The organism is Sphingomonas profundi (assembly GCF_009739515.1).
GTDB classification, from domain to species: domain Bacteria; phylum Pseudomonadota; class Alphaproteobacteria; order Sphingomonadales; family Sphingomonadaceae; genus Alterirhizorhabdus; species Alterirhizorhabdus profundi.
In genome coordinates this window covers 2,009,801-2,036,666 of record NZ_CP046535.1, presented here as the reverse complement: position 1 = coordinate 2,036,666, position 26,866 = coordinate 2,009,801, and the positions used below count along the sequence as shown (strand labels likewise).

The 26,866-nt window shown below is 66.3% G+C and carries 23 protein-coding genes and 1 pseudogene; 9 read left to right on the top strand and 15 right to left on the bottom strand.

What is annotated here, in order from left to right; genetic code table 11:
• Positions 1-247 precede the first annotated feature (247 nt).
• Complete coding sequence (locus tag GNT64_RS09570; protein ID WP_156679328.1) at positions 248-1,168, top strand: alpha/beta hydrolase; 921 nt, start codon at positions 248-250, stop codon at positions 1,166-1,168.
• A gap of 189 nt (positions 1,169-1,357) precedes the next feature.
• Here GNT64_RS09570 and GNT64_RS21845 read toward each other — a convergent pair whose 3' ends face one another.
• Positions 1,358-1,798: a hypothetical protein gene (locus GNT64_RS21845; protein ID WP_231639627.1), complete on the bottom strand. Its 441-nt coding sequence runs from the start codon at positions 1,796-1,798 to the stop codon at positions 1,358-1,360.
• On the opposite strand from GNT64_RS21845, the gene GNT64_RS09565 reads away from it, so the two are divergent.
• Genes GNT64_RS09565 through kce form a run of 7 tightly spaced genes read left to right on the top strand, consistent with a single transcriptional unit; the run spans position 1,685 to position 9,248 of the window.
• Positions 1,685-3,178, top strand: coding sequence for a flavin-containing monooxygenase (locus GNT64_RS09565; RefSeq protein ID WP_231639508.1), 1,494 nt, complete (start codon positions 1,685-1,687; stop codon positions 3,176-3,178). The two genes, GNT64_RS21845 and GNT64_RS09565, sit on opposite strands and share 114 nt — an antisense overlap.
• Complete coding sequence (locus GNT64_RS09560) at positions 3,175-3,936, top strand: crotonase/enoyl-CoA hydratase family protein (protein WP_156679326.1); 762 nt, start codon at positions 3,175-3,177, stop codon at positions 3,934-3,936. The genes GNT64_RS09565 and GNT64_RS09560 overlap by 4 nt, the downstream gene beginning before the upstream one ends.
• On the top strand, positions 3,933-4,790 hold the full coding sequence (locus tag GNT64_RS09555; RefSeq protein WP_197277348.1) for a 3-hydroxyacyl-CoA dehydrogenase family protein: 858 nt from the start codon (positions 3,933-3,935) through the stop codon (positions 4,788-4,790). Before GNT64_RS09560 ends, GNT64_RS09555 begins: the two co-directional genes overlap by 4 nt.
• Before the next feature lie 34 nt (positions 4,791-4,824).
• Complete coding sequence (locus GNT64_RS09550) at positions 4,825-5,988, top strand: acyl-CoA dehydrogenase family protein (RefSeq protein WP_156679325.1); 1,164 nt, start codon at positions 4,825-4,827, stop codon at positions 5,986-5,988.
• A gap of 1 nt (position 5,989) precedes the next feature.
• Positions 5,990-7,516, top strand: coding sequence for a class I adenylate-forming enzyme family protein (locus GNT64_RS09545; RefSeq protein WP_197277347.1), 1,527 nt, complete (start codon positions 5,990-5,992; stop codon positions 7,514-7,516).
• Positions 7,405-8,319 (top strand): nuclear transport factor 2 family protein, encoded by a 915-nt coding sequence (locus GNT64_RS09540; RefSeq protein WP_156679323.1) that lies wholly within the window; start codon positions 7,405-7,407, stop codon positions 8,317-8,319. Before GNT64_RS09545 ends, GNT64_RS09540 begins: the two co-directional genes overlap by 112 nt.
• 2 nt (positions 8,320-8,321) lie before the next feature.
• Positions 8,322-9,248, top strand: coding sequence for a 3,5-dioxohexanoate:acetyl-CoA acetone transferase (gene kce / locus GNT64_RS09535; protein ID WP_156679322.1), 927 nt, complete (start codon positions 8,322-8,324; stop codon positions 9,246-9,248).
• A gap of 19 nt (positions 9,249-9,267) precedes the next feature.
• On the opposite strand, the gene GNT64_RS09530 is transcribed toward kce, so the two are convergent.
• The 4 genes from GNT64_RS09530 to GNT64_RS09515 all read right to left on the bottom strand — a co-directional run bounded on the left by GNT64_RS09530 (position 9,268) and on the right by GNT64_RS09515 (position 12,429).
• Complete coding sequence (locus GNT64_RS09530) at positions 9,268-9,564, bottom strand: putative quinol monooxygenase (RefSeq protein WP_156679321.1); 297 nt, start codon at positions 9,562-9,564, stop codon at positions 9,268-9,270.
• 30 nt (positions 9,565-9,594) lie between these two features.
• The gene (locus GNT64_RS09525) at positions 9,595-10,347 is read right to left on the bottom strand and encodes a glucose 1-dehydrogenase (protein WP_156679320.1); all 753 of its coding nucleotides are present in this window, start codon (positions 10,345-10,347) and stop codon (positions 9,595-9,597) included.
• 84 nt (positions 10,348-10,431) lie between these two features.
• A complete protein-coding gene (locus GNT64_RS09520; protein WP_156679319.1) occupies positions 10,432-11,208 on the bottom strand; it encodes a cyclase family protein in 777 nt (258 codons plus the stop codon).
• An 18-nt stretch (positions 11,209-11,226) separates the two neighbouring features.
• Positions 11,227-12,429, bottom strand: coding sequence for an LLM class flavin-dependent oxidoreductase (locus tag GNT64_RS09515; protein ID WP_156679318.1), 1,203 nt, complete (start codon positions 12,427-12,429; stop codon positions 11,227-11,229).
• Between the two features lie 481 nt (positions 12,430-12,910).
• On the opposite strand from GNT64_RS09515, the gene GNT64_RS09510 reads away from it, so the two are divergent.
• On the top strand, positions 12,911-13,612 hold the full coding sequence (locus GNT64_RS09510) for a TetR/AcrR family transcriptional regulator (protein ID WP_156679317.1): 702 nt from the start codon (positions 12,911-12,913) through the stop codon (positions 13,610-13,612).
• Positions 13,613-13,636: 24 nt separating this feature from the next.
• Here the strand turns inward: GNT64_RS09510 and GNT64_RS09505 are convergent, their stop codons facing one another.
• The 10 genes and pseudogenes from GNT64_RS09505 to GNT64_RS09460 form a co-directional block, all read right to left on the bottom strand.
• Positions 13,637-14,299 carry a glutathione S-transferase N-terminal domain-containing protein gene (locus GNT64_RS09505; RefSeq protein ID WP_156679316.1) on the bottom strand — a complete coding sequence of 221 codons (663 nt, stop codon included), beginning with the start codon at positions 14,297-14,299 and terminating at the stop codon, positions 13,637-13,639.
• Positions 14,300-14,349: 50 nt separating this feature from the next.
• The gene (locus GNT64_RS09500; protein ID WP_197277344.1) at positions 14,350-16,797 is read right to left on the bottom strand and encodes a TonB-dependent receptor; all 2,448 of its coding nucleotides are present in this window, start codon (positions 16,795-16,797) and stop codon (positions 14,350-14,352) included.
• 468 nt (positions 16,798-17,265) lie between these two features.
• Positions 17,266-17,502: pseudogene (locus tag GNT64_RS21840) on the bottom strand (integrase core domain-containing protein); the annotation flags it as partial.
• A 15-nt stretch (positions 17,503-17,517) separates the two neighbouring features.
• Entirely contained in the window at positions 17,518-19,365 is a 1,848-nt protein-coding gene (locus GNT64_RS09490) for an ABC transporter ATP-binding protein (protein WP_156679314.1), read from the bottom strand.
• Positions 19,365-21,089, bottom strand: coding sequence for an ABC transporter ATP-binding protein (locus GNT64_RS09485; RefSeq protein ID WP_156679313.1), 1,725 nt, complete (start codon positions 21,087-21,089; stop codon positions 19,365-19,367). The genes GNT64_RS09490 and GNT64_RS09485 overlap by 1 nt, the downstream gene beginning before the upstream one ends.
• 100 nt (positions 21,090-21,189) lie before the next feature.
• Positions 21,190-22,242 carry an ABC transporter substrate-binding protein gene (locus GNT64_RS09480; protein WP_156679312.1) on the bottom strand — a complete coding sequence of 351 codons (1,053 nt, stop codon included), beginning with the start codon at positions 22,240-22,242 and terminating at the stop codon, positions 21,190-21,192.
• Positions 22,243-22,257: 15 nt separating this feature from the next.
• Positions 22,258-23,622, bottom strand: coding sequence for an LLM class flavin-dependent oxidoreductase (locus GNT64_RS09475; RefSeq protein WP_156679311.1), 1,365 nt, complete (start codon positions 23,620-23,622; stop codon positions 22,258-22,260).
• 60 nt (positions 23,623-23,682) lie between these two features.
• Entirely contained in the window at positions 23,683-24,420 is a 738-nt protein-coding gene (locus tag GNT64_RS09470) for a class II aldolase/adducin family protein (protein ID WP_156679310.1), read from the bottom strand.
• 11 nt (positions 24,421-24,431) lie between these two features.
• A complete protein-coding gene (locus tag GNT64_RS09465; RefSeq protein WP_156679309.1) occupies positions 24,432-25,556 on the bottom strand; it encodes an ABC transporter substrate-binding protein in 1,125 nt (374 codons plus the stop codon).
• A 168-nt stretch (positions 25,557-25,724) separates the two neighbouring features.
• Positions 25,725-26,864, bottom strand: a complete 1,140-nt coding sequence (locus tag GNT64_RS09460) for a sigma-54 interaction domain-containing protein (RefSeq protein WP_231639416.1) — start codon at positions 26,862-26,864, stop codon at positions 25,725-25,727.
• Positions 26,865-26,866: the final 2 nt, after the last annotated feature.

Sequence of the window (26,866 nt, the reverse complement as noted above, 5' to 3'; positions counted from 1 at the left end):
CGCTCAAGGTTCCAGCGATGCGCAGCGTCGTTGGAAAAGCGGTGTAGGTTGGCTGACGCCGGTCGAATATGCTGCTGCCGCAGCCAAGATCGCGGCCGAACGAACGCCGGATACTTACCCTGGACCTGGATGAGAAACCGGGGGACCTTCATGGCGGATGACGGATCGCTTCGCCGCACCGGCCTTCGCACCGGCGTGTGTCAACGAAAACGTTGACACGGCGGCGGCGGCCGGATGATATTCCCGGATGGTCTCAGTCGAGAAGCCCGACCCGGCGTTTGCTGTCATTTTGGACGATACGCGTACGGCGCTGCGCCCCCCGGCCGCCAAGACGGATCTCGTCAGATATCGCCAGACGCTTGACGCGGCACTGTCAGCGGTTCGCGGACCGGCGGTGCATTCGGTCGACACCGTGGCTGTGGAGAGAGATGGGAAAACGCTCTTCCTGCGGGTCTATGGCGCATCGCCGCGGCCGCGGCACACCGTGATGTTCATCCATGGTGGCGGCTTCGTGATCGGCTCGCTGGATACCCACGATGCGCTGTGCCGATCGCTCGCCGTCGCTACGGGATCGCGGATCGTGGCGGTCGACTATGGCCTGGCGCCCGAGCAACCGTTTCCCGGCGCGCGGCGGGATTGCCTTGCGGCCCTCGCCTGGGCGTTTGCGACGTCCGACGACGGCGAGCGCGTAAGTATATGCGGCGACAGCGCCGGGGGCTATCTGGCGGTGGATGTCGCGCTGCAAGCGGAGCAACCCGTCAGCGCGCTCGGCCTGCTGTATCCGGTCGTGGATCCGCGCTGCGCGAGCGAATCGTGGCGGCAATTCGGCGCTGGCCATGTCCTTACGCGTGACTGGATGCGGTGGGCTTGGACGGCCTATCTCGGTTCCACCCAGGGGGATGCGTCCCTTCTGAAGGCGGATCTGGCCAGACTGCCGCCCACCCGCATCATCACCGCCGCCTGCGACCCGCTGCGCGACGAGGGCGAGGCGCTCGCGGCCGGGATCGCGAGCGCCGGTCGCCGTGCGACAGTCACCCGCGCCAAGGGGATGATCCACGGTTTCGCCAGCCTGCCGATGCTCACGCGGAAATCAGACGAGGCGGTGGACGATATCTCCCGCCACGTCATCGTCAACATGTCCGTTGACGATGACGTGGCGCTGCGTTAGGCAAGCGACCGGACGAGTCACCGAACTCCGGGCGGCTCGCTGGGAACGAGAGCGATGCCCCTGGAGAACGAAGAGGATGAACCGAGCTGGCTGGAGGATGCGATCGCGCAGGCGAACATCCCGACGCTAGCCTGCACTCTCGTTCACCTGACCGGCGATCGCGCATGGATCGAGGGGCGCTTCGTGCCCTCACGCACACGCGGGCTCGATGACAATGACGATGGCGGCCTGCCCCCGGCGGTACAGGCGGAAATCAGGACGGCGGCCCGCCGGGCCATCGCCGCCTGGTTCCGTGGCGATCCCGTCGCGCTGCCGACACCGTCTGACGACCTGCTCGTCGAGATGATGAGTGTCTCGCTCGGCGATCCTATCACGCGCGGCTACGCGCCGATGATCCGGCACGAACTGCAACTGGCCGATCCGGCGAGATCCCGCGAAGGCGAGGGGCCGGTTCCCGTCCCGGCCGGGTTCAACGCGCTGATTATCGGCGCCGGCATTTCGGGCCTGTGCGCCGCGATCGCCTTCGCCGCCGCGGGAATACCGTACAGGATCGTCGAGCGGCGCGGCGATCTGGGCGGCGTGTGGTTCGAGAATCGCTATCCGGGTGCCGCGTGCGACGTTCCGAGCCACCTCTATTCCTTCTCCCACGCGCCTTTCTCTTGGTCGCGTTATTTCGCCGGCAGCCGTGAGATCCACGCCTATCTCCGCGATGTGGCGGACAGGTGGGACGTGCACCGCCACATCCGCTTCGGCGTCGAGGTGACGGAGGCGCGCTGGGACGAGGCGGGTGGCGTCTGGCATGCCACGATCGTCGATGCGAACGGCGTTAGCGAGGTGCTGACCGCGGGCATGATCCTCAGCGGTGTCGGCGCGTTCAACAAGCCGCGCCTGCCGGACATACCCGGCATGGACAGGTTTGATGGCCCGAGCGTCCATACCGCCCGCTATCCCGACGAGGGGCTCGATCTGTCGGGAAAGCGCGTCGTGCTCGTCGGCAATGGCGCCAGCGCAATGCAGGTGGGGCCGGCGATCGCCGACGATGTCGCCTCGCTGACGATCGTCAACCGGACGCCGCAATGGGTAGCGCCCTTCCCGAAATTCAAGCAGACGATCCCAGAGGCGCTCCAGCACCTCCTTGCCGAATTTCCGCTGTATCGCCTGTGGTATCGCTTGCGGCTGAGCTGGGCATTCAACGACAAGCAATATGAGGCGCTGCGCCAGGATCCGGCATGGGACGGGCAGGGGCGCTCGATCAACGCGATCAACGACACGCACCGGCGCGGGCTGACCGCCTATATCGAAGCGGAACTCGGCGAGCGGCGCGATCTGCTGCCGAGCGTGCTGCCCGCCTATCCGCCGTTCGGCAAGCGCATGCTGCTTGACAATGGCTGGTATCGCACGCTGGCGCGGCCGCATGTCCGTCTGGTGAATGGGGCGGTCACAGAGGTATTGCGCGACGCCGTCGTCACCAGCGATGGCGTCACGCATTCGGCCGATGTCATCATCTGGGCGACCGGATTCGATGTGGTGAACATGCTTGCACCGATGCGGGTCTTTGGCGTCGGCGGACGTGAGCTGCATGAGGATTGGGACGGCGACGATGCCCGCGCCTATCTCGGTACGACCGTTCCTGGCTATCCCAATTTCTTCTGCCTCTACGGCCCGAACACGCAATATGGCCACGGCGGCAGCCTGATCTCGGTGCTCGAACGGCAGATGCATTACGTCATGTCACTCCTGCGGCAGATGTTCGCGGGGGGCATTTCGAGCGTCGACGTGCGGCGCGATGTGCACGATGCGTACAACGCCAAGGTTGATGAAACCCATGCGGGCCTGGTCTGGACCTATCCCGGCGTCGAGGGTTACGTGCGCAACTCAAAGGGGCGGATCGTCGTGAACAATCCCTTCCGGATTCTCGACATGTGGCGGATGACGGAAACGGCGGACCTCGCCGACTATCACCTCGGCCGCGCGTCCGCGCCGTCGCGCTCCGCAGGCGTCGGTCGATGAGCGAGGTGCTGGTCGAGCGGCACGGGGCGGTGCTGGTCATGACGCTGAACCGGCCAGCCCGCCGCAACGCGGTGAACCGCGCGGTTTCGCTGGCGATGGCTGCCGCCCTCGACAGGCTGGATGGCGATCCGGCGCTGCGCGCGGGCATCGTCACGGGTGCGGGCGGCAGCTTCTGCTCCGGCATGGACCTGAAGGCGTTTCTCGACGGCGAACGGCCCGAGCTGGAGGGCAGGGGCTTTGCCGGCGTGACCGAGGCGCCCACCAAGAAGCCGCTGATCGCCGCCGTGGAGGGCCATGCCTTGGCGGGCGGGTGCGAGCTCGCCCTGGCTTGCGACCTGATCGTCGCGGGGGAAGGCGCATCCTTTGGCCTGCCAGAGGCCGCGCGCGGGCTGGTCGCAGGGTCGGGCGGGCTGGTCCGCCTGCGCGAACGGATACCGCCGGCGATCGCGCTGGAATATGCGATGACCGCACGGCCGATGGACGCCGTTACGGCCCATCGGCTCGGGCTGGTGAATCGCCTCGTCCCGACGGGCGAGGCGCTTGCGGCGGCACTGGCGCTCGCCGGAGAGATCGCCGCCAACGCGCCGCTTTCGGTGATGGCGAGCAAGGCGATCATGGCGCAGGCGCCCGACTGGCCGGTGGCCGACAGATGGGCGCGCCAGCGCCCGATGGTGGAGGCGGTGCTGGCATCGGCCGACGCGCAGGAAGGCGCACGCGCATTCGCCGAGAAGCGCGATCCGGTCTGGAGTGGTCGATGAGCGAACGGACGAGCTCGGACGGCATGGCGGTGATCGGCGGCGGTACGATGGGGGTCGGGATCGCCTATGTATCGGCACTGGCGGGATACTCGGTAGCCCTGGTCGAGCCGGACGACGGGCGCGCCGCTGCGGTGATCCGCACGATCGCGGACAAGCTGGACGAGGCGGTCACGCGCGGGAAGCTGGAGACGGGGGCGCAGGATGCCGTGGTGGCGCGTGTGCGCCGCGTTGGCGCGATAGACGATCTGCCGGAGGATCTAGCGGTGATCGTCGAATCCGTTCCCGAAAGGCTGGATCTGAAGATCGACGTGCTCACGCTGGCGGCAGCGCGGCGGCCCCGCCTGCTGGCCACCAACACCAGCGCGATGTCGATCGATCGGCTGGCCGGCAGCGTTCGCGATCCCGCGAATTTCCTGGGGCTGCATTTCTTCAATCCTGTATGGTCGATCAAGCTTCTCGAGATTGTGCGGGGCGCCGCCACCGCCTCGGATGCGCTGGAAAACGCGCGCATATTCGGCGCCAGGATCGGCAAGGAGACGATCACCGTTCGCGACGTGGCGGGCTTTGCCACCAGTCGCCTGGATTTCGCGGCGTCGCTTGAAGCGATGCGGATGCTGGAGGACGGGGTGGCGAGCGCCGAGGATATCGACCGTGCCGCGGTACTGGCCTATCGCCATCCGGTCGGCCCGCTGCGCCTGAGCGACATCGTCGGGCTGGATGTCCGGCTGGATGTGGCGCGCACGTTGGAGGCCGCGCACGGTCCCCGCTTCGCGCCCCCCGCCATTCTCTCCGCCATGGTTGCGGAAGGCCGGGTCGGCGCGAAGGCCGGACGCGGTTTCTTCGACTGGCCCTGATCAACACGAGGATTTGCCGATGTCCGCGCAGCCGATGTTCTTTTCGCCCCTGGTCGATACGGCCGATCACCATCGCGCCTTGCGTGAAAGCGTGGGCAAGCTGGTCGGCCGGTTCGGACGCAAATACTATCAGGATTGCGTGCGGCGCGCCGAGGAGCCGGAGGAATTGTGGGGTGAACTGGGGAAAGCGGGCTTTCTGGGCGTCCACATTCCCGAGGAGCATGGCGGCAGCGGCGGCGGGATCGCGGACTATAATGTCGTGGTGGAGGAATGCGCGGCGCAGGGCTGCCCGATGCTGCAACTCGTCATCAACTCAATCACCGCGCCGATCATCGCCGCTCACGGCTCCGATGCGATGAAGGCCGAATGGCTGCCGGGCATCGCCAACGGCTCGCGCAAGATATGCTTCGCGATCACCGAACCGGACGCGGGATCGAACACGCACAAGGTGAAGACCAACGTCACGAAAAGCGGCGACGGCTTCCTGCTGAACGGGTCCAAATACTGGACGTCCGGCATCGATGTGTCCGACGCGGTGATGATCGTCGCGCGGGATCCGGAGATGGAGACCGACGAGCGTTCTGTGTTGTCGCTGTTCCTGCTGCGGACCGATGCACCGGGCCTGAGTTATCGGCCGATCGATTCCGCGGTGATGACGCCGGAGAAGCAGTTCACGACCTTCTACGACAATATCGCGCTCGACGGATCGGCGCTGATCGGCCGCCGGGGGGCCGGGCTGAAGCAGGTTTTCGTGGGGCTGAACCCGGAACGGATATCGGCGGCGGCCATCAACAACGGCATCGCCCGCTTCGGCTTGGCGCAGGCGGCGGACTATGCACGCGATCGCTCCGTGTGGTCGACCCCGATCGCCCAGCATCAGGGTGTCGCCCATCCCCTGGCGGAAGCCTATATCCATGTACAGGCCGCGCGCCTGCTGAATGCCCGCGCCGCCCAGCTCTACGACATGGGGGAGGATGCGGCGGAGGCGGCCAACATGGCCAAGTTCACTGCCGCCGATGCGTCGCTGAAGGCGCTGGACCAGGCGATCCAGGTGCACGGCGGCAACGGACTGAGCTTCGAATACGGGCTTGCCGACCTGTGGTTCATCGCGCGGCTGCACAAGACGGCGCCGGTCAGCCGCGAGATGGTGCTCAACCATGTCGCGCAGCACGGCATGGGACTGCCCAAGAGCTACTGACGTGGCCGGCACGCAGCCCACCCTGCTCGCGGCGATGCGGCATTTTGCGGAGACGACGCCCGGTGCTCCGTGTCTCGCTCACGGTGACACGCTGCTCACCTTCCGCGACATGGACGAGCGGAGCGGTCGCCTCGCCGGTCTGCTGATCTGTCGGGGGGTCGAGCGGGGCGACCGGGTAGCTCTGTTGTCGCACACGGGAACGATATTCTACGAACTCGCATTCGCCTGCGCCAGGATCGGCGCGATCATGCTTCCCCTCAATTGGCGCCTGGCCGACGAAGAGATCGCGCAGATCCTCGCGGATGCCGATCCGCGCCTGGTCCTGGTGCAGGAGGCATTGGCCGGCCGGGTCCCCGGATCGACGGCATCGGCCGAACTCTGCGCGTTTCTCGCCCCATCCGCGAACGAGCCGGCCAAACCCCCAACGCGCGCCGTCGATCCGGACGAGGCGACGCTGCTGCTCTACACCTCGGGCACCACGGGCATGCCCAAGGGTGTCCTCATCAGTCAGACGAACCTCTCCTTCGTCGAGCGGATGGCGCGCGAGGGATGGGGGTTCGATGCGGCGAGCGTGAACCTGGTCGCGATGCCCCTCTTCCACATCGGCGGGATCGGCTACGGCATGATGGCGTTGAGCCAGGGCGGCCTCAGCGTGCTGCTCGATCAGCTCGATCCGGCCAGCATCGTCGAGGCCGCGAACCGGCATGGCGTGACGCATGCCTTCTTCGTGCCGACCGTGGTACAGCGCCTGGTCGATCATGGCGAGGGGGGCGGCGGCAGGCCGGAAACGCTGCGCCGCATCGTGTACGGGGCGGCGCCGATCGGCGAAGCGCTGCTGCGCCGCGCGCTGGCGCTGTTCGGCTGCGCGTTCAGCCATGCCTATGGCGCGACGGAAACGGCCGGCACCGTCATCACCCTGTCGCCTGGCGACCATGATCCCGATGGTCCCAGGCCGGGGCGTCTGCGATCCTGCGGACGGCCATGGCCGTGGGTGGAACTGCGCCTCGTCGATCCCGCCACCGAGCGCGAGGTGGAGCCGGGCGAGGTTGGCGAGATCCGTATCCGCTCCGACATGGTGATGCTGGGTTACTGGCGGAAACCCGCCGAAAGCGCGGCGGCGATTACATCGGACGGCTGGCTGAAGACCGGGGATGCCGCGACACGCGACGAGGACGGCTTCATCTATATATGCGATCGCTACAAGGACATGATCGTTTCCGGCGGCGAGAACATCTATCCGGCCGAGCTTGAGAACATACTCGCCGCCCACCCCCATGTGGCGCAGGTGGCGGTGATCGGTGTTCCTCATCCCAAATGGGGCGAGACCCCGCGCGCCTATATCGTTCCGCGCGCCGGCGCGGCACCCGAAGAGACGGCGATCATCGCCTACAGTCGCACGCGCATCGCGGCGTATAAATGCCCTACGTCGATCCGGTTCGTGAAGGGCCTGCCGCAAAACGCATCGGGCAAGATCCTGAAGAAGGATCTTCGCGAACTGGACCGGAATTTTCCGGAGAACTCCGCATGACACTGCCACACCCGGCACGCGCGTTGCGCGGCTTCGCGATCGATTTTCTCACCTCGCATGACAATGACGCGGTCGCGTGGGTGATGGATCCGGGCTACCGCCTGTCGATCGGTGGGCATCTGTTCGACGGGCGGGATGCGGACTATCTGCCGGCCACCGCCGCCCAACTCGATCAGTTTCCGGGGCTGACCGTGACCGTGCACGACGTGATCCTCGGCGACGCGGGCCTCGCCATGCGTTTTACCGAGCATGGCGCCTCGATCCGGGACGGCGGACGCGTCGCCGCATGGCGCGGCGTCACCCTGTTCCGCATGGAAGGCGAACGTCTTGCGCACGGATGGGCGGAGGAGGATTATTTCGCGCGCAAGCGGCAGCTGAAAAGCGGTGTGCCCGATCCGGTCGGCCCGCCGGCCCTGGCGGCGTGGGACCAGCCGGTGCTGCCGCCCGATCCGACCACCGAGGCGATCGTCCGCGCCTGGCTGCCCGGGATAGTCGGCGATCCGGCGGTGGAATCCGTACTCGTTGGCGGGCCGGGTTTCGCCGATCTGCTCGATGTCGATACGGTCGAGATCGCCCACATCTTCACCGCAGGCGATCGGGCGGCCGTGCACATCCTGTGTCGAGGGCACTACGCCGGCGGTTTCGGGGATATCGATCGCGCGTTGGCCGGCGCGCCGGTAATCCTACGGATGGCGGCGATGATCGACGTGGCGGGCGGGGTGGTCTCCCGCGCGCAGGTATCCGGCGACCGGCTGGGGCTGCACCGCCAGCTCCTCGGCCTTTCTCGCCATCGACGGGGGTAGACATGGCCAAGATCATCATCACCTGTGCCGTTACCGGCGGCGCGCACACACCAAGCATGTCGGATGCGCTGCCGATCACCCCCGGCGAGATCGCGGATCAGGCGATCGCCGCGGCGGAGGCGGGTGCCTCTATCCTCCATTTGCATGCGCGGGTGCCCGAAACCGGGCAGCCGACGGGCGATCCGGCCGTCTTCGCGCAGTTCCTGCCGGTGATCCGCCAGCGTACCGATGCGGTGGTGAACCTGACGACGGGCGGCTCCGCGACGATGAAGCTGGACGACCGGCTTGCCGCCGCCGCGCGCTTCAAGCCGGAAATGTGCTCGCTGAACATGGGCAGCATCAATTTCTCCTTCCATGGCGCGGGGCGCCGCATCGAAACGTGGAAGCATCCGTGGGAAAAGGACTATGTCCTGGGCTCGGACGACTTCATCTTTCGCAACACCTTTCGCGACATTGACCGGATCATGGCGACGATGCGGGAGAGCGGGACGCGGTTCGAGCATGAATGCTACGATGTCGGGCATCTCTACAATCTTGCGCATTTCGTGGAAGAGGGCGCGGTGCGGCCGCCTTTCTTCATTCAGATGATCTTCGGCATTCTGGGCGGGATCGGGCCGGATCTGGAGAATTTGATGTTCATGAAGGGGACGGCGGATCGGCTGTTCGGCCGCGATGCCTTTCAGTGGTCTGTGCTGGCGGCAGGCCGGCATCAGATGCCGTTCCTCACGCAGGCCGCGCTGATGGGAGGGCATGTCCGCGTCGGCCTTGAGGACAGTCTGTTCATCGAACGCGGGCGGATGGCTGTATCGAATGCGCAGCAGGTGGAGAAGATCGTTCGCATCCTGCGCGAGATGGGCCACGAACCCGCAACCCCAGCCGAGGCACGCGAGATGCTTGCTTTGAAAGGGGCAGATCGGGTCGAATTCTGAACGGACGGTCGCGTTCGCGTCAGCCGTGCAGGGCGATCGGCATGAGCGTGGCAGCGGCCGGTGGCGTCGCGAGGGCCGCGAGCACATGCGACAGGGCCGCCTTGCCGAGAACAACGCCGCCCGCGCGATGCGCGTCTGCCGTCGCCCACTGCTCCACAAATAGGAAGTGCGCCGGCACATCGGCATCCTGGAAAAGCTGAACCCCCTCGCACCCGGCGATCGCACGGACCCGTCCGGCGAGCGTGACCAAAGCATCACGCAGCGCCTCAATCCGATCATCGGCGGCGAGAAGATCATATGTTCGGCAGAGCACCATCGACGTCCTTTTCCCAGATCGATCAAGCGATCAGGCCGCCGTCATACCGCCGTCCGCCACATGTTCGGCGCCGGTGATGAAGGAACTTTCGTCCGAGGCGAGAAATACCGCGAGGCGGGCGATCTCCTCCGGGTCCGCCATGCGCCGGAGTGGAATCTGCGTCACATTGCCGCCGCCATCCTCATCGGTGGCAGCCACCATCATCGGCGTCTTCACGTAGCCCGGGTGGATTGAGTTCACCCGGACGTTGCGGTCGCCATATTCCACGGCGACATGCTTCGTCATGCCACGCACGGCGAACTTGCTGCCGACATAAGCGAGGTTCGGCGAGCCGATGATCGCGACCATGCCCGAGATGGACGAGATGTTGACGATGGAGCCGCCGCCCGCCGCCACCATGCCCGGCAACACCGCCTGCATGCCGAGGAAGGTGGAAAGCTGGTTCACCGCGCAGACCCGGAGATAGTCCGCCTCCGCAAGATCGATGGTGCTGGTGACGGGGCCGATGATGCCGGCATTGTTGACGAGCACCGTCACGGCACCGAAAGCGGCCTCAGCCTCGGCAACGACGCGCCGCCACCCGGCGGCATCGGCGACGTCATGTTCGACGAAGCGCGCATTCTCACCCAATTCTCTGGCCAGCGCCGTGCCGGCGGCACCATTTAGATCGCTCAGCATGACCCTGGCGCCCTCCGCCACGAAGGCACGGGCGTGGGCGGTGCCCATACCCTGCGCCGCGCCCGTGATGATCGCGACCTTGCCGCCGAGTCTGTGCACATCCATCTCCCAGGTCTTGTATCTGGTTTCGATCAGAAGATTTCGAGCGGGTCGGCCGCTCACGCATGATGCCGGCCCCTCGAAATAGGGTCAGGTATCGAAGATCGCGACGGCGCGGGTCCAGCCGGCGGACGCCGCACGGATCTTCATGGGAAAGCAGGCGATGGTGAAGCCGCTTGGCGGCAGCGACTCCAGATTGTGCAGCTTCTCCAAGTGGCAATAGCCGATCTCGCGCCCGGCCTTGTGCCCTTCCCAGATCAGGCCGGCATCGCCTGTGGCCTCAAACTGGCTTTTTGTATGGGCGAACGGGGCGTCCCAACTCCAGCCGTCGGTGCCGGTGAGGCGCACGCCACGTTCCAGCAGGTACATCGTTGCGGCATATCCCATGCCGCAGCCCGCAGTGACGTAATCGTCTCGCCCGTAACGCCTGCCCGCAGCGGTGTTGACCACGACGATCTCCAGCGGGGACAGCGTGTGGCCGATACGCTCCAGTTCTGCCTCGACATCCTTTGCGGTGACGACGTAGCCATCCGGGAACTTGGCGAAATCGAGCTTCACGCCGGGCTGAAAGCACCAGTCCAGCGGCACTTCGTCTATGGTGATCGCGCGTTCGCCCTTATCCATCGTCGACGCATAGTGATAGGGCGCGTCGAGATGCGTGCCATTGTGGGTGATGAGCTCGACCCGCTCGATGGCCCACGCCTCACCATCGGGCAGGTCAGAGCCTTGCAGACCGGGAAAGAAGCCGATCAGGTCGGGCAGCGATGTCTTGTGATCAATATAGGTGATCCGTGGTCGATAAGGCGCCGGATCCGAGAGGACGTCATTTTCGAGATAGACCGAGAGATCGACGATCCGGCGTGCCATGTTCTCTTGTCCCGCTGATCACTGGCCCGATTTGTGGCTGGGCAGCGCGACGATCAGTTCGGGCGCGATGTTGCGCTCACCCTTCTCGTCGATGTGCCGCTGAATGCGATCCTGGATGGCCGCCCCAATCTTGCCCGCCAGCACCGGGCGCGAGGCGCGGCATTCAGCCTCGGAGATGACGCGGTTGTCGGGCACCGCATCGATCCGAGGCATCACATAGCGCGCGAACATCTCGTAGGATCGCTTGGTCTGCGTCCAGTCCGCCCAGTTTGTGCCGAACAGGACCAGAGTGCCGAACCCGCCGGACTGCCTCTGGAGACGTTCGATCTGCGCGACGGCCTCGTCCGGCGTGCCGATCACCGCCATATGCGAATCGAGCATCGCATCGACCACATCGCCGCCGCCCGGCACGATCGGCAGCGCCGCGACGTTGCGCAGATAGTCCGCCCAGCCTTCGATGCCGAATTGCACGTCCGCACGAGCCTGCTCGCGCGTTTCGGCGATATGCATCGGCGCCACGAGCCGCCAGTTCCGGCGATCGACGACCTTGCCGTTATCCCGCGCGATCTCTTCGCAGATCGCCCAGTTTGACGCCAGCGCATCGAAGGCGGCGGAGGCGGTGGCGCCGAAGGAGAGCATGCCGATCCCGTTGCGACCGGCCGCGCGCGATCCCGTCGGCGAGATCGTGCTCGCTGCGATCATGTCGATGCTGGGGCGGCTGTAGGGCGTCATGTGGATGCGTGCGTTGTTGAGCGTGAACCAGTCCGTCTGATGCGTGATGGTCTCGCCGCGCATCAGACGGGTTATGACGTCAATGGCTTCGTCCATCATATCGCGCTGCCGGGCGACGGAAATGCCCATCATCTCCGCGTCCGACGCGAGCGAGCCCGGCCCCATTCCCAGCATCACGCGGCCGCGGGTCATGTGATCCAGCTGGCTGTAGCGTTCGGCGAGCATAAGCGGATGGTGATAGGGTACGGAACTCACGGCGGAGCCGAGTTTGATCCGCTTCGTCCGCTCCGCGGCGGCGGCGATCATCACCTCGGGGCTGGCGATTGTCTCCCAGCCGGCGGAGTGATGCTCGCCATACCAGATCTCGTCGAACCCCAGATATTCCAGATGTTCGGCCAGCTCCAGATCCCGCTGGAGGCACAATGTCGGGTTCTCGTTGAGGGGATGGTGCGGGCCGACGAAGACGCCGTAACGTAGCTTATCAGTCATTCCGAACTCCCTCCTGTGTCGCTCCGCGAGCGGCGACCGTCGCCGGCTTGGATGAGCAAGACGGCGCGGCCTTTTTCAACTAAGCGGAGCTGTCCGAGCAGACGGCATTTCGGAAGAGCGCGAAAGACAGATCATCTTTTTGCATCCTCCTTGCCATCCTCTCGCCGCTCCGCGTTCCTTGTCTTCTCGGGCGGTTTATGATGCGAGCAGAGTGATCATCGATATAGCCCGCGAGCCTGTTCAACGAGGCCGCGACACTGCCGTTTCTGTTCTCGACTCGAATGAAATTCAAAGCCTTTTCGATCTATGTCCAATGCCTAAGGCGCGGCGCAGAACCTGTCAACGCATGTATTGACGAGGCGGATGAATTCGGGATTACGGCCTCCGGACGGGCAGCGCTTGCGGCAGAGCAGCGCGGCTGAGCTACACTTGCCTTGTGCGGGCGAGCCGACACCGGTGTGTTTGGGGCTATCAGGGGCGGATGATTTTCGTATACCGATTGCCTCCGGGCAGCTTGGACAGGACGATTGTGACGCGGGAAAGTGGTATCAGCAAACGACGGGTCGCCGCGAAGAAGGACTCAAGCGCATCCTACGTCGCCCGGCGTCAGGAGATCGCCGACGCCGCCATCCGCGTCTTTCACAAGATGGGGCTCGAGCGTGCCAGCATGTCCGCCGTGGCAGAGGAACTCGGCATCGATCGTGCTTCGCTCTACTACTATGCATCCTCCAAGGAAGTGCTGTTCGACGAGTGCGTTCGAACCGTGGTCGAACGCAACCTGGCTCTCGTCAAGCGGATCGAGGCCAGCAGAGTGAGCCCGCGCCGCAAGTTGCGCGATCTGATAATCGCGCTCATGTCCTCCTACGGCGAATATTATCCGGTATTCTACATCTATATCCGCGAAAACCTGAGTCAGGTCAGCGAGGGCCGCACCGAATGGTCGCGCGACATGCGCGGGCTGAACCGGCAGACCACCGATGCCGTCATCTCGATCATCGAGCAGGGATATGCGGACGGCAGCTTTCGCAATGTAGGCCCTGCGCGCGTCGTCGCCTATGGCGTGCTTGGTATAGTCGGCTGGACCCATCGCTGGTTCCGCCCGGATCAGAGCGCCGAGAGCGCCAGTGAAATCGGCAAGATATATGCGGAACTGTTCCTCGCAGGGATCGAATCACCCTACTGATCGACGCACAGGCGGGGTTCCGGTTCAGGCGACGGTCGCCTGCAGGTTTACATCCATCATCTGCGGCCGGGTCTCCGCGAAAGAGGGCCGCGCTTCGAGCGCGGAGACCGCCTCGCCCAGCGCGGCGTGCGATCGGCGCCAGAGGAGGGCCGTGACGTTCGGGCTGAGGCCGGACTCCACGGCGAACTCGATGCCTAACAGGGTCGTGGCCACCGCTATGTCGCCGAGATCGAGGCCATTGTCCGCAGCACGGGCGCGTAGACCATAAAGGCGCTCGAGCTCCGCCAACGCTCCACGCACCTTGCGGGTCTGGCGGTCCACCCAGGCGGCGCTCGGATCGGGGCGGTGCAGCTCGAATATCAGTGATTGGGCGACTTCCATCAACCGTTCGCCCAGCATCTGCCGCTTGAGCGCGGCCAGTCTGGCCGGCAATGCCGACGGCAGAAGTGCCGGTTCGGGAAAGCGCGCCTCCAGCCATTCCACGATATAAGACGAGTCGTACACGACCTCCTTCTCATCCGTAACAAGGATCGGAAGTTGTTCGAGCGGGCTGTATTCGGGCGTACAGGTTCGGTCCCCCCACGGCACATCATAATGCACGTCGAACACGATGTGCTTCTCGTGCAGAACGATCGCGACCTTGCGGCCGAACGGGCTCGGCCGGGCATTGATGAGTGTGTAGGCCATCTCGTCCGTCCCCCGCCCGCTTCTGTCACACAGCGTAAGTCCAGTCTGCCTCAGAACTTGTAGCGCAACTCAGCCAGGAAGGTGCGCGGTGACCCCGGAACCGCCGTGTTGAACTGGAAGAGTTCGCCGGTCGCGATGCCGCCTACATAATAAGTGCGGTTGAACGCATTTTTCACAAGCCCGGCGATCGACCAGCCCGCCGTCTGATCCTCAAGTCCCAGGCGGAAGTTCACGAGGGTATAGCCGTCAATCCGAGCGCCCGGATTGTTGTTGCCGGTGGAGGAGAAAAAGAAGGACGATTGCGAATATAGATCGGACCGCAGGCTGGCTTCGATCGAGTTGGTGACGGGCACCTCGATCTCGCCATAGACCGAACCCGACCATTTTGGCGTGTCGGGATAGGTGCCGAACTCCACCGGGGTGCCGCCACCGATCGATACGAGATTATTGGTGAAGCGCGCGCGCGTATAGTTAAGCGCGCCACCGAGCGTAAGCCACGAAGACGGCCGGACGGACCCATCCGCCTCAAAACCGGTGATCTTCGAGCGCGGCACGTTAACGGTGACGGCGGCGGGAGTGGAGCCGAGCAGAGTGTAGGCCACTCGCTGCCCGTCTTTGATCCAGTTCTGATACCCGGCCAGATTGAACTGCACCGGGATGGCACCGACTTCACCACGATATTTGATGCCGACCTCAAGATCGGTCAGTGTCTCGCGGCCATATTCATTGCCGCCGGCAGAACCCGGGCCAGGTACGGGATTCTCGATGCCGTTATATCCACCATTCTTGTAGCTGCGGCGCGAGGCGACGTAGACGAGCAGGTTCGAGTTGATCTGATCCTGCACGCCGAGCGTCCAGCTTACGTTGCCGTAGGATTTGCGCTGGTTGAAATCGAAGGTGGCCTGTTGCGCCGGCGGTGCCTGGAAGGCAGTATCGTCGGAAAGCGTATCGAACTTGATCCGCTCATGCGTGTAACGCGCGCCGATGGTGACTCCCAAGCCCTGGATGCCCGTCAGCTCGCTCAGGTCGTAGGTCCCCTGGCCATAGCCGGCATACATGTCACGAGTGGTGAACTTGTGATAGCGGGTGGTGGACGTGAGCGGCGGGAACTCCAGCAGAAGGCTCGTCGTCAGATCGACGTTCGTCTCGTGCGAGTAGAAACCACCGACGACATAATCCAGGTTTCCACCGAACGTCTTGCCGGCCAACTGCAGTTCCTCGGAATCTTGGCGCGTTGTATCGTTCTTGCCGCCGCCGGGACCGTTGCTGTCGATCCCATAGGCCGTGCCGTCGATATCGCCCGAACTATTGGCCTTGAGATTGGTGAAGCCGAAGATGTTACGGATCCTCGTGTCCGGCGCGACCTCGAAGGATGTGATGTTCGAGATGATGATGTTGCGGCCGATATATTTGTTCAGGCCGTCGGTCTCGATCCGATGTGGCCCGCGGGCCTTCTGGGTCGCAAGATAGGAGGTTATGCCGCCCGGATCCAGCTTGGGATTGGCGGCAGCATAGGCGGCGGCGCAATTGTTGGTCGCCGCGTTGCACCCGGCCGCGCCGCCGGTAAACGCGTTGATCAGGAAGTTGTACTGTGGCTGGTTGCCGAAGGCCGTGAGCGCGATCAGCGGCACCGCACCTGCGGAGTCGAGGCTGTAGATCAAGCCGCTCAGGCTGTTGCCGTCCGCATGCAGATAATCGACGACCAGTTCGTTCTTGATGCTGCTGCTGAAATTGACCGTGACGCTGCCGCGCAAGCCGTAGCGATCGACGTTGCCGGCGCGATTACCCTGAAAGACATTCTTCTGATAGCCGTCCCGCTTCTCGTAGAAGCCGGCGAAGCGGGTCAGGACTTTGTCATTCACGAGGGGAACGTTGATTGCTCCCTCCACCTCGCGCGAAGCGTAATTGCCGAAGCGACCGCTCACATAGCCGCCGAAATCCTCCGTCGGGCGGGTCGTCGTGAAGAGCACCGCACCGCCTGTCGAGTTGCGTCCGAACAGCGTCCCCTGCGGCCCCTTCAGCACCTGGATCGATTGCAGATCGTAGAAGGCGGACGCGCCGCCGCCCACGCCATCAAGCTGAATTTCATCGAAATAGGGAAGCACGCCCGGGCGTGTATCACTGAACGCGTCGAGCGATTGACCGCGAAGTGCGTAATTCAGCTGATTCGAGTTCTGGCCGGCGCGGATCGTCAAGCCCGGCGTGGCGGCCTGGAGGTCCGATTCGGTGACGATCGCCTGCTTCGCCAGCGTGGTGCCGCTCAGCACCGCGACCGCGACCGGCGTCCGCTGCAGCGATTCCGAGCGCCGCTGTGCGGTGACAACGATGTCTCCGGTCAATCCCGCCTGGGCGCTCGGCGCCGGGGCGGAGGCCGGGTCCGCCTGAGCGCCAGGCGTCGGGGCGGGCGCCGGGTCCGCCGTCTGTGCCAGCGCGCCGGTCGCGTTTGCCAGCGCGATCAGCGAAACCACGGACGCGATGCCAACCTTTTGCTTCAGCACATCACTCTCCCCGTTGTCGTACCCGCAACCCGTTCGCCGCGAGCGTTTTGCCAGCCACTCCCGATCTTCGGTCGGGTAGCGGCCTGATTTCCGGAAAAGTACAGCAGCTAACATACCCCGTCAACGGACGTGTTGAGAAGGCGATCACCGCAGGCTGGTACCGGACCCCTCACCGCGTGGCGGACAGATGCCTCAGTTTGATAGCGTTACGGATAAGCTCGTGAACCGGTTGCCGAATCAGTCCGAAGCGCGACGAACGCCGGCTCACCGGCCTAGCCCCGTTGCATTCCGTCAAAACGCGGCCGTCGCGGAGGCCGACTTCAAGCTCGGACACGGTCGGCACCGATCTCCGCCGCGCGAGCGGCGAGTGAGCTGCCCCCGTCCGAGTGGTCCATCGACTGAGATAGTCTGTGCCGCGAATGAGGGTTCCCCGGTTTCTCATCCAAGTCGAGGGTGAGTTTTCGGTGTTCATTTGGCCGCGATCGTGGCGGCGGCACCAGCACATTCGACCGGCGTCAGCCATCCTCCACCGCTTTTCCAACGATGCTGCGCATCGCTGGAACCTTGAGCGGTTCCGCCAAGCGATGTGTAAGGACGGCTCTCGTTATAGTCCCGTCGCCACTCCTCGATCTTGGCTCGCGCGTCCTCCAGCGACAGGAACCAGTGGGTGTTCAGGCACTCGTCGCGCAGACGGCCGTTGAACGACAATGCCGCCGCTCGTCATCCGCGATCCGCCGGCAACACTCGTTGAGGCGCGAAATGCTCAGCGTCGTAGGTGCGGTAGAGAGCCGCATAGACGCCGCCTGCTGCGACGAGGTCGTGATGCGGGCCGATCTCGACGATCTCGCCGTTGCTTACGACGGCGATGCGATCGGCGTCGCGGATCGTCGCCAGCCGGTGGGCGATGACGATCGCCGTGCGCCCCCGACAGAGCTGGCGCAGCGCGCGCTGAATGCGTCGCTCCGTATGCACGTCGACGGCGGAGGTCGCCTCGTCGAGCACGAGCACGGCCGGATCGGCGAGATAGGCGCGGACGAGGCAGACGAGTTGGCGCTGGCCCTGGCTCAGCTGCGTGCCGAGCGTGCCGACCTGCGTGCGGTAGCCGTGCGGCAGTGCCTCCAGCACCTCGTCCGCGCCGAGCTCCCGCGCAGCGGCGATCAGGTCGTCGTCCGACGCCTCCGGGCGCGCGAGCCGCAGATTGTCGAGGATGGAGCCGCCGAACAGCACATTGTCCTGCAGCACGATGCCCACCTGCCGCCGGAGGCTCGCCTCCGAGAGCGCGCGGATGTCGTGGCCGTCGAGCAGCACCGCGCCCGCGCCGACATCGTAGAAGCGGGTGAGCAGCTGGACGAGCGTGCTCTTGCCATGGCCGGTCGCGCCGACCACGGCGAGCACCTCGCCGGCCGTGACCTTGAGGTTGAGGCTGCGTATCACCGGCCGCCCGTGCACGTAGCCGAAGCTGACGTCGCGAAACTCGATATCGCCGCGGATGCGCGGCAGTTCCACCGCGCCGGCCGCATCGGCGATCTCCGCGCGCGTATCGAGCAGCAGGAAGATCCGCTGGGCGCAGGCCGTACCGTTCGCATGACGCTCGAACAGGTCGCCGAACTCCTGAAGCGGGGCGAGAAAGAGGAAGACGTAGAACAGGCTCTGCGCCAGCTCGCCGAGGGTCAGCGTGCCGAGGGCGATGCCGCGCCCGCCGACGACGAGCATCAGCGCCAGCGCCAGCGTGGTGAGCATGCCGGTGAACGGCGCGAACCAGCCCGACCGGCTGGTGCCGCGGATCAGCGCGCTGTTGAACTCTCCGACGAGGCCCATGTACCGCGCGAGATTGGCATCCTCGCGTCCGGATTGCTTGATGAGCCGCACGCCCGCCACCGTCTCCACCAGATGCGCGGTGAAGCGGCTCCGGTTCTCGGCCACCCTGGCGAAGCTCTTCTGCGAGATGCGCTTGAAGATGCGCGTCGCGATCGCGAGTAGCGGCACGACGCCGACGAGGCTGAGCAGCAGGCTTGGCGCGATCAGGAACAGCAGAATGCCGGACACGATCAGGCGGAGGATGGCGGAGAGGAACTCGGGCGGCCCCTGGATAAGCAGCGGCTCCAGCGTGTCGACGTCGCGGTCCGCGCGCGAGATGATGCGGCCGGCCTTCGTGCGATCGAAATAGCCGACGCTGAGCGACTGGACGTGGGCGAACACGCGCGCGCGCAGATCGTTGAGGACGCTGATCGCGGCCGATCCGGCGAGATATTGCGACAGGCCGCCCAGCACGAAGCGCACGCCCCAAGTCGCCGCCAGGCCGATGCAGGCCAAGGCGATCAGGCCCGCATCGATCCCCGCCGGGCCGCGCAGCCCGCGATCGATGACCCAGCCGATGAGGACCGGGCGGGCGAAGATGGCGAGGACCTGCAACAGCTCGATCCCGATCACCGCCGCGATCAGCGGGCGCACCGGCCCGAGCAGCGGCAGCAGGCGGTGCAGCATGCCGCGATCGAGCGCGGTCCGGGCGAACTTCTCCTCAAGCTCGATGTCGGAGAGCGGCCGGTCGCCGGCGAGTGCGTTCGCCATCAGAGACCCATCAGCGAGCGGTAGGCGGGGCTGCCCGCCTCCAGCTCGGCATGCGTGCCCTGCGCCGCGATCCGGCCGTCGGCGAGCAGCAGCACGCGATCGGCGGCAAGCACGGTCGACAGGCGGCTGGAGACGATCAGCATCGTGACCGGCTTGCTCCGTCGTGCCCGCAAGCCACGGATGTTGTGGATCGCGCGTGCCTCGGTCGCGGCATCCAGCGCGCTTGTCGCATCGTCGAGCGCGAGGATGTCCGCGTCGGCGAGCAGCGCGCGGGCGAGGCACAGGCGCTGGCGCTGGCCGCCCGACAAGGTGGCCCCGCGATCGCCGACGCGCGTGTCCAGCCCCTCGTCGAGCCGTTCGAGCAGCTCGTCCGCCGCGGCCAGTTCCAGCGCGCGGACCAGTTCGGCGTGGCTCGCATCGGGTGCCGCAAGCCGCAGGTTGGCGGCCAGTGTGTCCGAGAACAGGAAGCTCTCCTGCGGGAGGACGTGAACGCGCCGGCGGAGCGCGCCCTCCTTCAGTTGGCGGACATCGCGCCAGCCATGTTCGTCGGAGCCGATCAGCACCGCGCCACGCTCCGCCTCGACGAGACGGGGGATGAGGCCGGTCAGAATGCTCTTGCCCGATCCGGTCGCGCCGACGAGCGCCACGATCTCGCCGGGGTGGATCGTGAAGGACGTGTCGCGCAGCACGGGTGCTCCGCCGCCCGGTGCGCCCACCCAGACATGTTCGAAGCGCAGGCCGAGCGCGCCTTGCGGCACCGCCATGTCGCCGCCGACGATTTCCGGCGCGGTGTCCAGCACCTCCCAGATGCGCGCCGCCGACGAGCGGGCGTCCGCCACGATCTGGAGGAGCCGGCCGATGCCCTCGATACGAAGCACCAGCGTGTTCGCGACGAGCAGCGCCGCCACGAACTGGCCGACGTTCAGCCGCCCCGCGCCGACGAGCCAGGCGCCGTAGCCGAGTACCCAGACATGGCCGAGCGCGATGATCGTCTGCGGCACCGGCACGGTGCGCGCGGCATGGCGCAGGGCGGCACGCGCCTCGCACCGGAAGGTCTCGATATGCGCTTCGAAGCGGGCGATGCGCGCCGCCTGCAACGCGAAGGCCTTGATGACGCGCACGCCGTTCACGCCTTCGGACAGATCCTGCGTCACGGCGTCGTACGCACCGCCCACCTTGCGATCGAGCGCGACGAGCGCGTCCGCCTGCGCGGTGAGCAGGGCGATGCCGGCGAGCATCAGTATGAGCGGCGCCAGCCCGAGCCACGGCGCGTACCAGCAAAGCAGGCCTACCGAGGCGATCACGATCAGCCCGGTCTCGAACATCTGGCGCCAGAAGTTGATGAGCGCATCGCGCACCTTGTCGGCGTCGCGGGTCATTCGCGTCACCATCTCGCCGACGCCGTGCCGCCAATGGTAGGCGAGATCGAGCCGCGGGATCTGCACGAGGATGCGCCGGCGCAGCACCGTCAGCAGTTCCTGCCCGATCGTCAGCGAGAGCAGGCCGGCGCCATATTGCACGACGGCACGGGCGGTGGAGAGGCCGAGCAGCAGCGCGACCCAGAACCAGGCGCGCCCGTAATCGAGGCCGCCGTCGGCCGTGCGCGACACGAGGATGCCGGCGCCCGCCTCGTGCACGGCGCGGCCGACCAGCGCCTGCTGCGCGATGAGCGCCACGTTCACGGCCGCGAACATCAGCGCCGTCAGCCCGAAGCGGACGGGCATCTGGCCGTAGATGACGAGGCAGCGGAGGAGCGGGGACCGCGCGAGGCGGGTGGCGGAGGGGAGAGCGTCGGCACGCCCGGCCGGCGCCGGCCCGATACGCTCAGCCCGCAAGTCGGGCAGAGCGCGCGGCTTCGAGCGGTCGCACGTCGATCCAGCTGCGCACGTCGAACGTGTCGGGGATGAACTTCCACCGCGCCAGGAAGTCCGTGAAGTCCTGGATGCCGGTCACGTTCTGCTCGGACAGGTCCGTCTTCAGCCGGGTCTGCGCGTCCTGCCCGTAGGCGATGCTCACCCAATATTCGCTGGAGTTGGTCTCGCGCGCGAGGAAGCGGCGAACGTCGGAGGGGTTGTCCTGCGCCCAGGCCTCCACCCGCAGCACCTGCTCGACGATCGTCACGGCTGCGTCGAAGTGATTGTCGAGCAGGTTGCCGTCCACCGCCAGCGTGCGCGGCGTGCCGTTGTTGGCGCGGATCAGCGGATCGGGATGGATGCCGGTGTCGATCACGGTGGTCAGGCCGAACTGGTTGGCGGCCTGCGCGCCGTGCACGCCCTTCAGGAAGATGGCATCCACCTCGCCGCGCAGGAGGGCGATGAGCTCGAGATTGTTGGCGCGCGCGCGGCTCGTGGTGCCCCGCGCCAGCGTGCCGTTGACGTTCCGCGCCGCCTCGTCGCTGTAATGGACGTCGATATCCTGATCCACGATCTCGACATCGCCGACCGACAGGCCTTCGAGGCTCAGGGCGTTCTCCAGCCCCCGGATCGCCTGCGCGCGCGAGAAGTCGATCTCCACGTTGCGCCACTTCGGCAGGCCGAAACGGCGGCCCTTCAGATCTGCGACCGTCCTGATGCCGGACTCCGGGCTCGCGAGGATGAGCTGGGTCTCGTCCGCCCAGGACAGGCCGATCACGCGGGTGTCGCGGCCGAGCGCCTTCGCGCTGATCGCCGGAATGTTGCCGCCGTGCCGCACGGAGTTGCGGACTGTGTGGCTGAAGTGCGATTCCCGCGTCTTGAAGTCGTTCGATTCGAGGATCGAGCCGAGCTTGATGCCCCGCGCGCGAAACGCCTCCTCCAGCCAGCCATTCTGAATGGCGATGCCAAGGCCGGTCGGCACCGGGCAGCGCGTGTACCAGAGCGTATCGAGTGTCTCGGCCATGATAGATCCTTCAGGTCAGGAAGCGGGTTCGAGGACGGGGGACGGCGCAGGCGCTGCCGCGCGGTTCCGGTTGGCGGGGCGCGGCAGGCGCAGATGCTCGCGCAGCGTGCTACCTTCATATTCGGTGCGGAACAGGCCCCGCCGCTGGAGTTCGGGGACGACCAGATCGACGAACTCGTCGAGCGAGGTCGGCAGCACCGGCGGGATCAGGTTGAAACCGTCCACCGCGCGCTTGACGAACCAATCTTCGATCTGGTCGGCGATGTCGGCCGGCGTGCCGATCACCACGCGGTGCCCGCGCACCGCGTTGAACCGCAGGAACAGCTGGCGGATCGTCAGGTTCTCGCGCCGGGCGAGGGCGGTGAGCTGCTTCCAGCGGCCCTTGCCGTTGGCGGGCTCGGGCAGGTCGGGCAGCGGCCCGTCGAGCGGATAGCCGCTCATGTCCTGCCCCATCAGGTTCAACTCGCCGCGGAAATCGACCGCCGCCTCCAGTGCGTCGAACTTGTCCTGCGCCTCGTCACGCGTGCGGCCGATGGCGAAGGACAGGCCGGGCATCACCTTCAGATGATCCGGATCGCGGCCGAACCTGGCCATGCGGCCCTTCACGTCGGCGTAGAAGGCCTGCGCATCCTCGATAAACTGCGCCGCCGCGTAGATCATCTCGGCATATTTCGCGGCGAAGTCGCGGCCGACATCCGAGTTGCCGGCCTGCACGAACACCGGATGGCCCTGGATCGGCCGGGCGATATCGAGCACGGAGTCCAGCTCGTAATATCTGCCTTTGTGGTGGACGGGATGGACGTCGTCCGGATCGAGGTAGACGCCGCTCTCCCGATCCGCATTCTCGAAGGCGTCGTCCTCCCAGCTGTCCCACAGCTGGCGGGTGAGATCGACGAACTCGCTGGCGCGCTCGTAGCGATCGGCGTGGCTGAAGCTCGGATCGGCGCCGAAGCTCCTGGCCGCGCCATCAGCCAGCGAGGAGACGATGTTCCAGCCGATCCGCCCGCCGCTCAGATGATCGAGCGAGGCGAAGCGCCGCGCCAGCGCATAGGGCTGGTCGAAATTGGTGTTCACGGTCGCGACGAGGCCGATCTTCGACGTCACGGCGGCCAGCGCGGCAGCGAGCGTCAGCGGCTCGAATTCGAGGAAGGCGAAGCGGCGTTCGATGCCCTTCGTGCTGGCGCCGCTCTGGCCGACGAAGTCCGCGAAGAAGGCGGTGTCCAGCTTGCCGCGCTCGGCGGTCTGTACCATGTGCGCCCAGTGGGCGAAGTCGGGCCGGCCGCTGCCGATCGATTCCGGCTGGCGCCACGCGCCCGGATGGTGGCCGTGGCGCGTGAGGAACACGCCGAGCGTGAGCTGCCGCTGCTGCTGTTTCGTCATACGCTGTCCTGAACTTCTGCTGGGGCGGGCGCCGGCTCGTTCGCGGCGCCCGCGACCTCGTCACTCGGCCGCTTGCGCGGCGGCGTAGCTGATCGTGCCGTCGTCGGCGACGGCGGCGTCGGGCGGCACCAGCTTGCCCATCTTCCATTGCTGCTCCAGCACGCCGGGGCCGAAGAGCTGCGATCCGCCGAGCGCCCTGGCGAGGATCTGGAACTGCGCGCCTTCCTCCAGCAGCACGATCTGGTTGGTCAGATCGCGCAGGCCCTTCCAGCTCCACACGGTGGCGCCGCCATTCGCCTCGACGATGCCGGGCACCTCGCGATCCTGCTCCAGCGCGTCGAGGATGAAGTCCACCTCCGGCTGCCGGCGGTTGATGTAGACCGGCAGCTTGCTGGAGAAGCGGAAGCGCCGGTTGGGCACGTAGAGCAGGGGCAGCTCGGCATGGGCCTGCGAATAGGCGCCGAGGTGCGGCGTGTGGACGTGGCTGACCGCCTGAATGTCGGCGTGCTTCTTGAACAGCTTCAGGTAGCGCGCGGTGCCGCCGGGCGGGTTGCTCCAGAGGCTGTTGCCGTCGAAGTCGATCACCGCCGTGATCGGGTCGTCGGGGTTCTCGGCCCACAGGCCGGCATAGTTCAGCGTGACCAGCTTGTCCTCATCGGGGATGCGCACTCCGTAGAACAGGGTGCCGGACGGCGAGATGGTGCGCGTCTCGCGCAGCAGGCGAAAGGCCCTGCTGGCGTCTTTCTGCGCCTGGGTGATGAAGCCGATGGCTTCGGGCGAGAGGCCGGTCTGTGACATGGGCTGCGTCCTTAAGCGAGGGTGGGCGGGGAGAGGGTAAGATCGGCGGCGAGCCTGCGCGCGGCATACAGCGGGCGCGGGTCGATCCAGTCGGCCAGCGGGAAATCGGCGTCGAGGAAGCCGTGGGTGAAGAGGAAGTTCTTCTGCCGGGCGAACAGCGCCAGCCGCTCGTCGTCCAGCGTGGGATGCAGACCTTCGTGGAGCTTGGCGTATGCCTGGTCGACGGCCGCCGTGCTGCCGTCCGTCTCGTATCGCAGTATTTCGCGCAGGCGGTCGGAATCGGCGGCAATCCAGTCGGCGGCGCGCAGCGTCACCGCGAGGAAGCAAGCGAGATGATCGAAGTGATCGTCGATCAGGCTGCGGTGCACCGTGATCGGGCGCGGCGTGCCGTTGTTGACGCGAAAGCGGCGATCGGGAAGCGCATCGAGATCCACCGCGACGACGAGGCCGTTCTCGCTGGCCTGGTCCAGCGCGGCGGCGCCCTTTACGTAGATGGCGTCCACCTCGCCGCCGACGAGTGCCGCGACCGGCCACAGCCGGCCCACGCCGCTGCGGGCGCCGTCGCGGTCCGCCCCGCCGAGATCGCGGCCGCTGCCGCCGATGTTGCGCAGCCGGTCGGGCGTCTCGACGAGCGTCACGTCGTCCAGCGTGAGGCCGGCGGAGGCGAGGGCGCCCTTGTAGCCGGCGAGCGACATGCCGCGCGCGATGCTGGTGCCCCGCACATGCGCCGGGATCGGGTTCGCGGTCCAGCCGGGTAGCGCGAGGCGGCGCCCTGCGAGGTCTGCGGCGGAGCGGATGCCCGTGTCCGGGCGGGTGAGGATGAGTTGGCTCTCCTCGATCCAGGTGAGCCCGACCAGCCTGGTGTCGGCGCCCTGCGCGCGGGCGGCGATCGCCAGCATGTTGCCGCCCTCGCGGATCAGGGACGGCAGCGAGTGATCGTAATGGTGCCGCCCCAGTTCCGGCCCGGATTCCTGCAGCGTGCGCACGGTCACGCCCTGCGGAGCGAAGGCATCGGTCAGCCAGCCGAGCTTGTAGGCGATGCCGGTGGCGGTCGGCACCGGGCAGCGGGTGAACCAGAGTTCGTCCAGCGCGGGCTCGACCCGGCCGGGATCTGCGCGCTCCAGCGTGGTTGCCATGGTGCCTGTCTCCCGCGTTGCCGACCAGAGTCGGTGCCTGAGGCGGTACAGAGCAACGACCATGCCAAGCGCGAAGTCGGCCGAAATACAGGCGTTAAAGGCGGGGGGTCGCGCGTCGTGCGCGATATGCAGCAGCCTCGCTGCTGCGTTTTCAGCGCAAGCGAAGTATCAGATCAGGCCGAAATTCTTGAGGTGGGTCCGCACCACGTTGCGCGTCACGCCCAGCATCGCGGCGGCCTTGATCTGGTTGTCGCCCGAGAGACGGAACGCCTCGGTCACGGCGGTCCTGACGATGCGGTCGAGCAGATCTTCCTGCCCCTCGCCGACGAGCCGGGAGGTCAGCGCGACGACGCGCTGTTCGAGCGTCGTGTCGGCGGGCTCCACGGCTGCGGCGGCCGGATGCGCGGCATGCTGCAACGGCAGGCGCAGGTCCGAAGGCTGGATCATGCCGTCCTGGCAGGTGAGCGTCGCGCGATGCAGCGCATTCTCCAGCTCGCGGATGTTGCCCGGCCACGGATAGGCGTAGAGCGCCTCCTCGGTGGCGGACGATAGGTCGAGCCGGCGTGGTTGCAGGCGGTCGCCGTAGAGTTCGAGGAAGTGGCGGGCGAGCGGCAGGATGTCGGCCCGCCGCTCCCGCAGAGGCAGCAGCGGCAGCGAGACGACTTGCAGGCGGTAGAACAGATCCTGCCGGAAATTGCCCGCCGCCACCGATCGTTCGAGATCGATATTGGTTGCCGCGATCAGCCTTATGTCGAGCGGGATCGGCTTGCGCGAGCCGAGCCGCACGACCTCCCGCTCCTGCAGCACGCGCAGCAGCTTCACCTGCAAGGGTAGCGGCAGATCGCCGATCTCGTCCAGGAACAGCGTTCCGCCCTTCGCGGCCTCGAACCAGCCGGCGCGCGCCATCGTCGCGCCGGTGAACGCGCCTTTCTCGTACCCGAACAGCTCGCCTTCGATCAGCGTCTCGGAAAAGGCGCCGCAATTGATCGCGACGAACGGCGCTCCGGCCCGTTTGCTGCGGGCGTGAACGTAGCGGGCGACCAGTTCCTTGCCGGTGCCGGTCTCGCCGGTGATGAGCACGCTCGCGTCGCTTGGCGCGACCTTGTCGATCAGCGGAAGCAGCGCCCGCGAGCGCGGATCGGAGAAGACGAACGCGCGTGCCCTGATGGTGAGGGAGTGTGACGCGTTCGCATCGAAGGCCAGCACTGCATGGGACGCGTCTCGCCGCGCTGCGTGCGTCGCGTCGGCGCTCTCGTCCATGTCCTGTTTTGCCGTTGCGCGCACATCGAAACTCCGTCGCTTCGGCATAG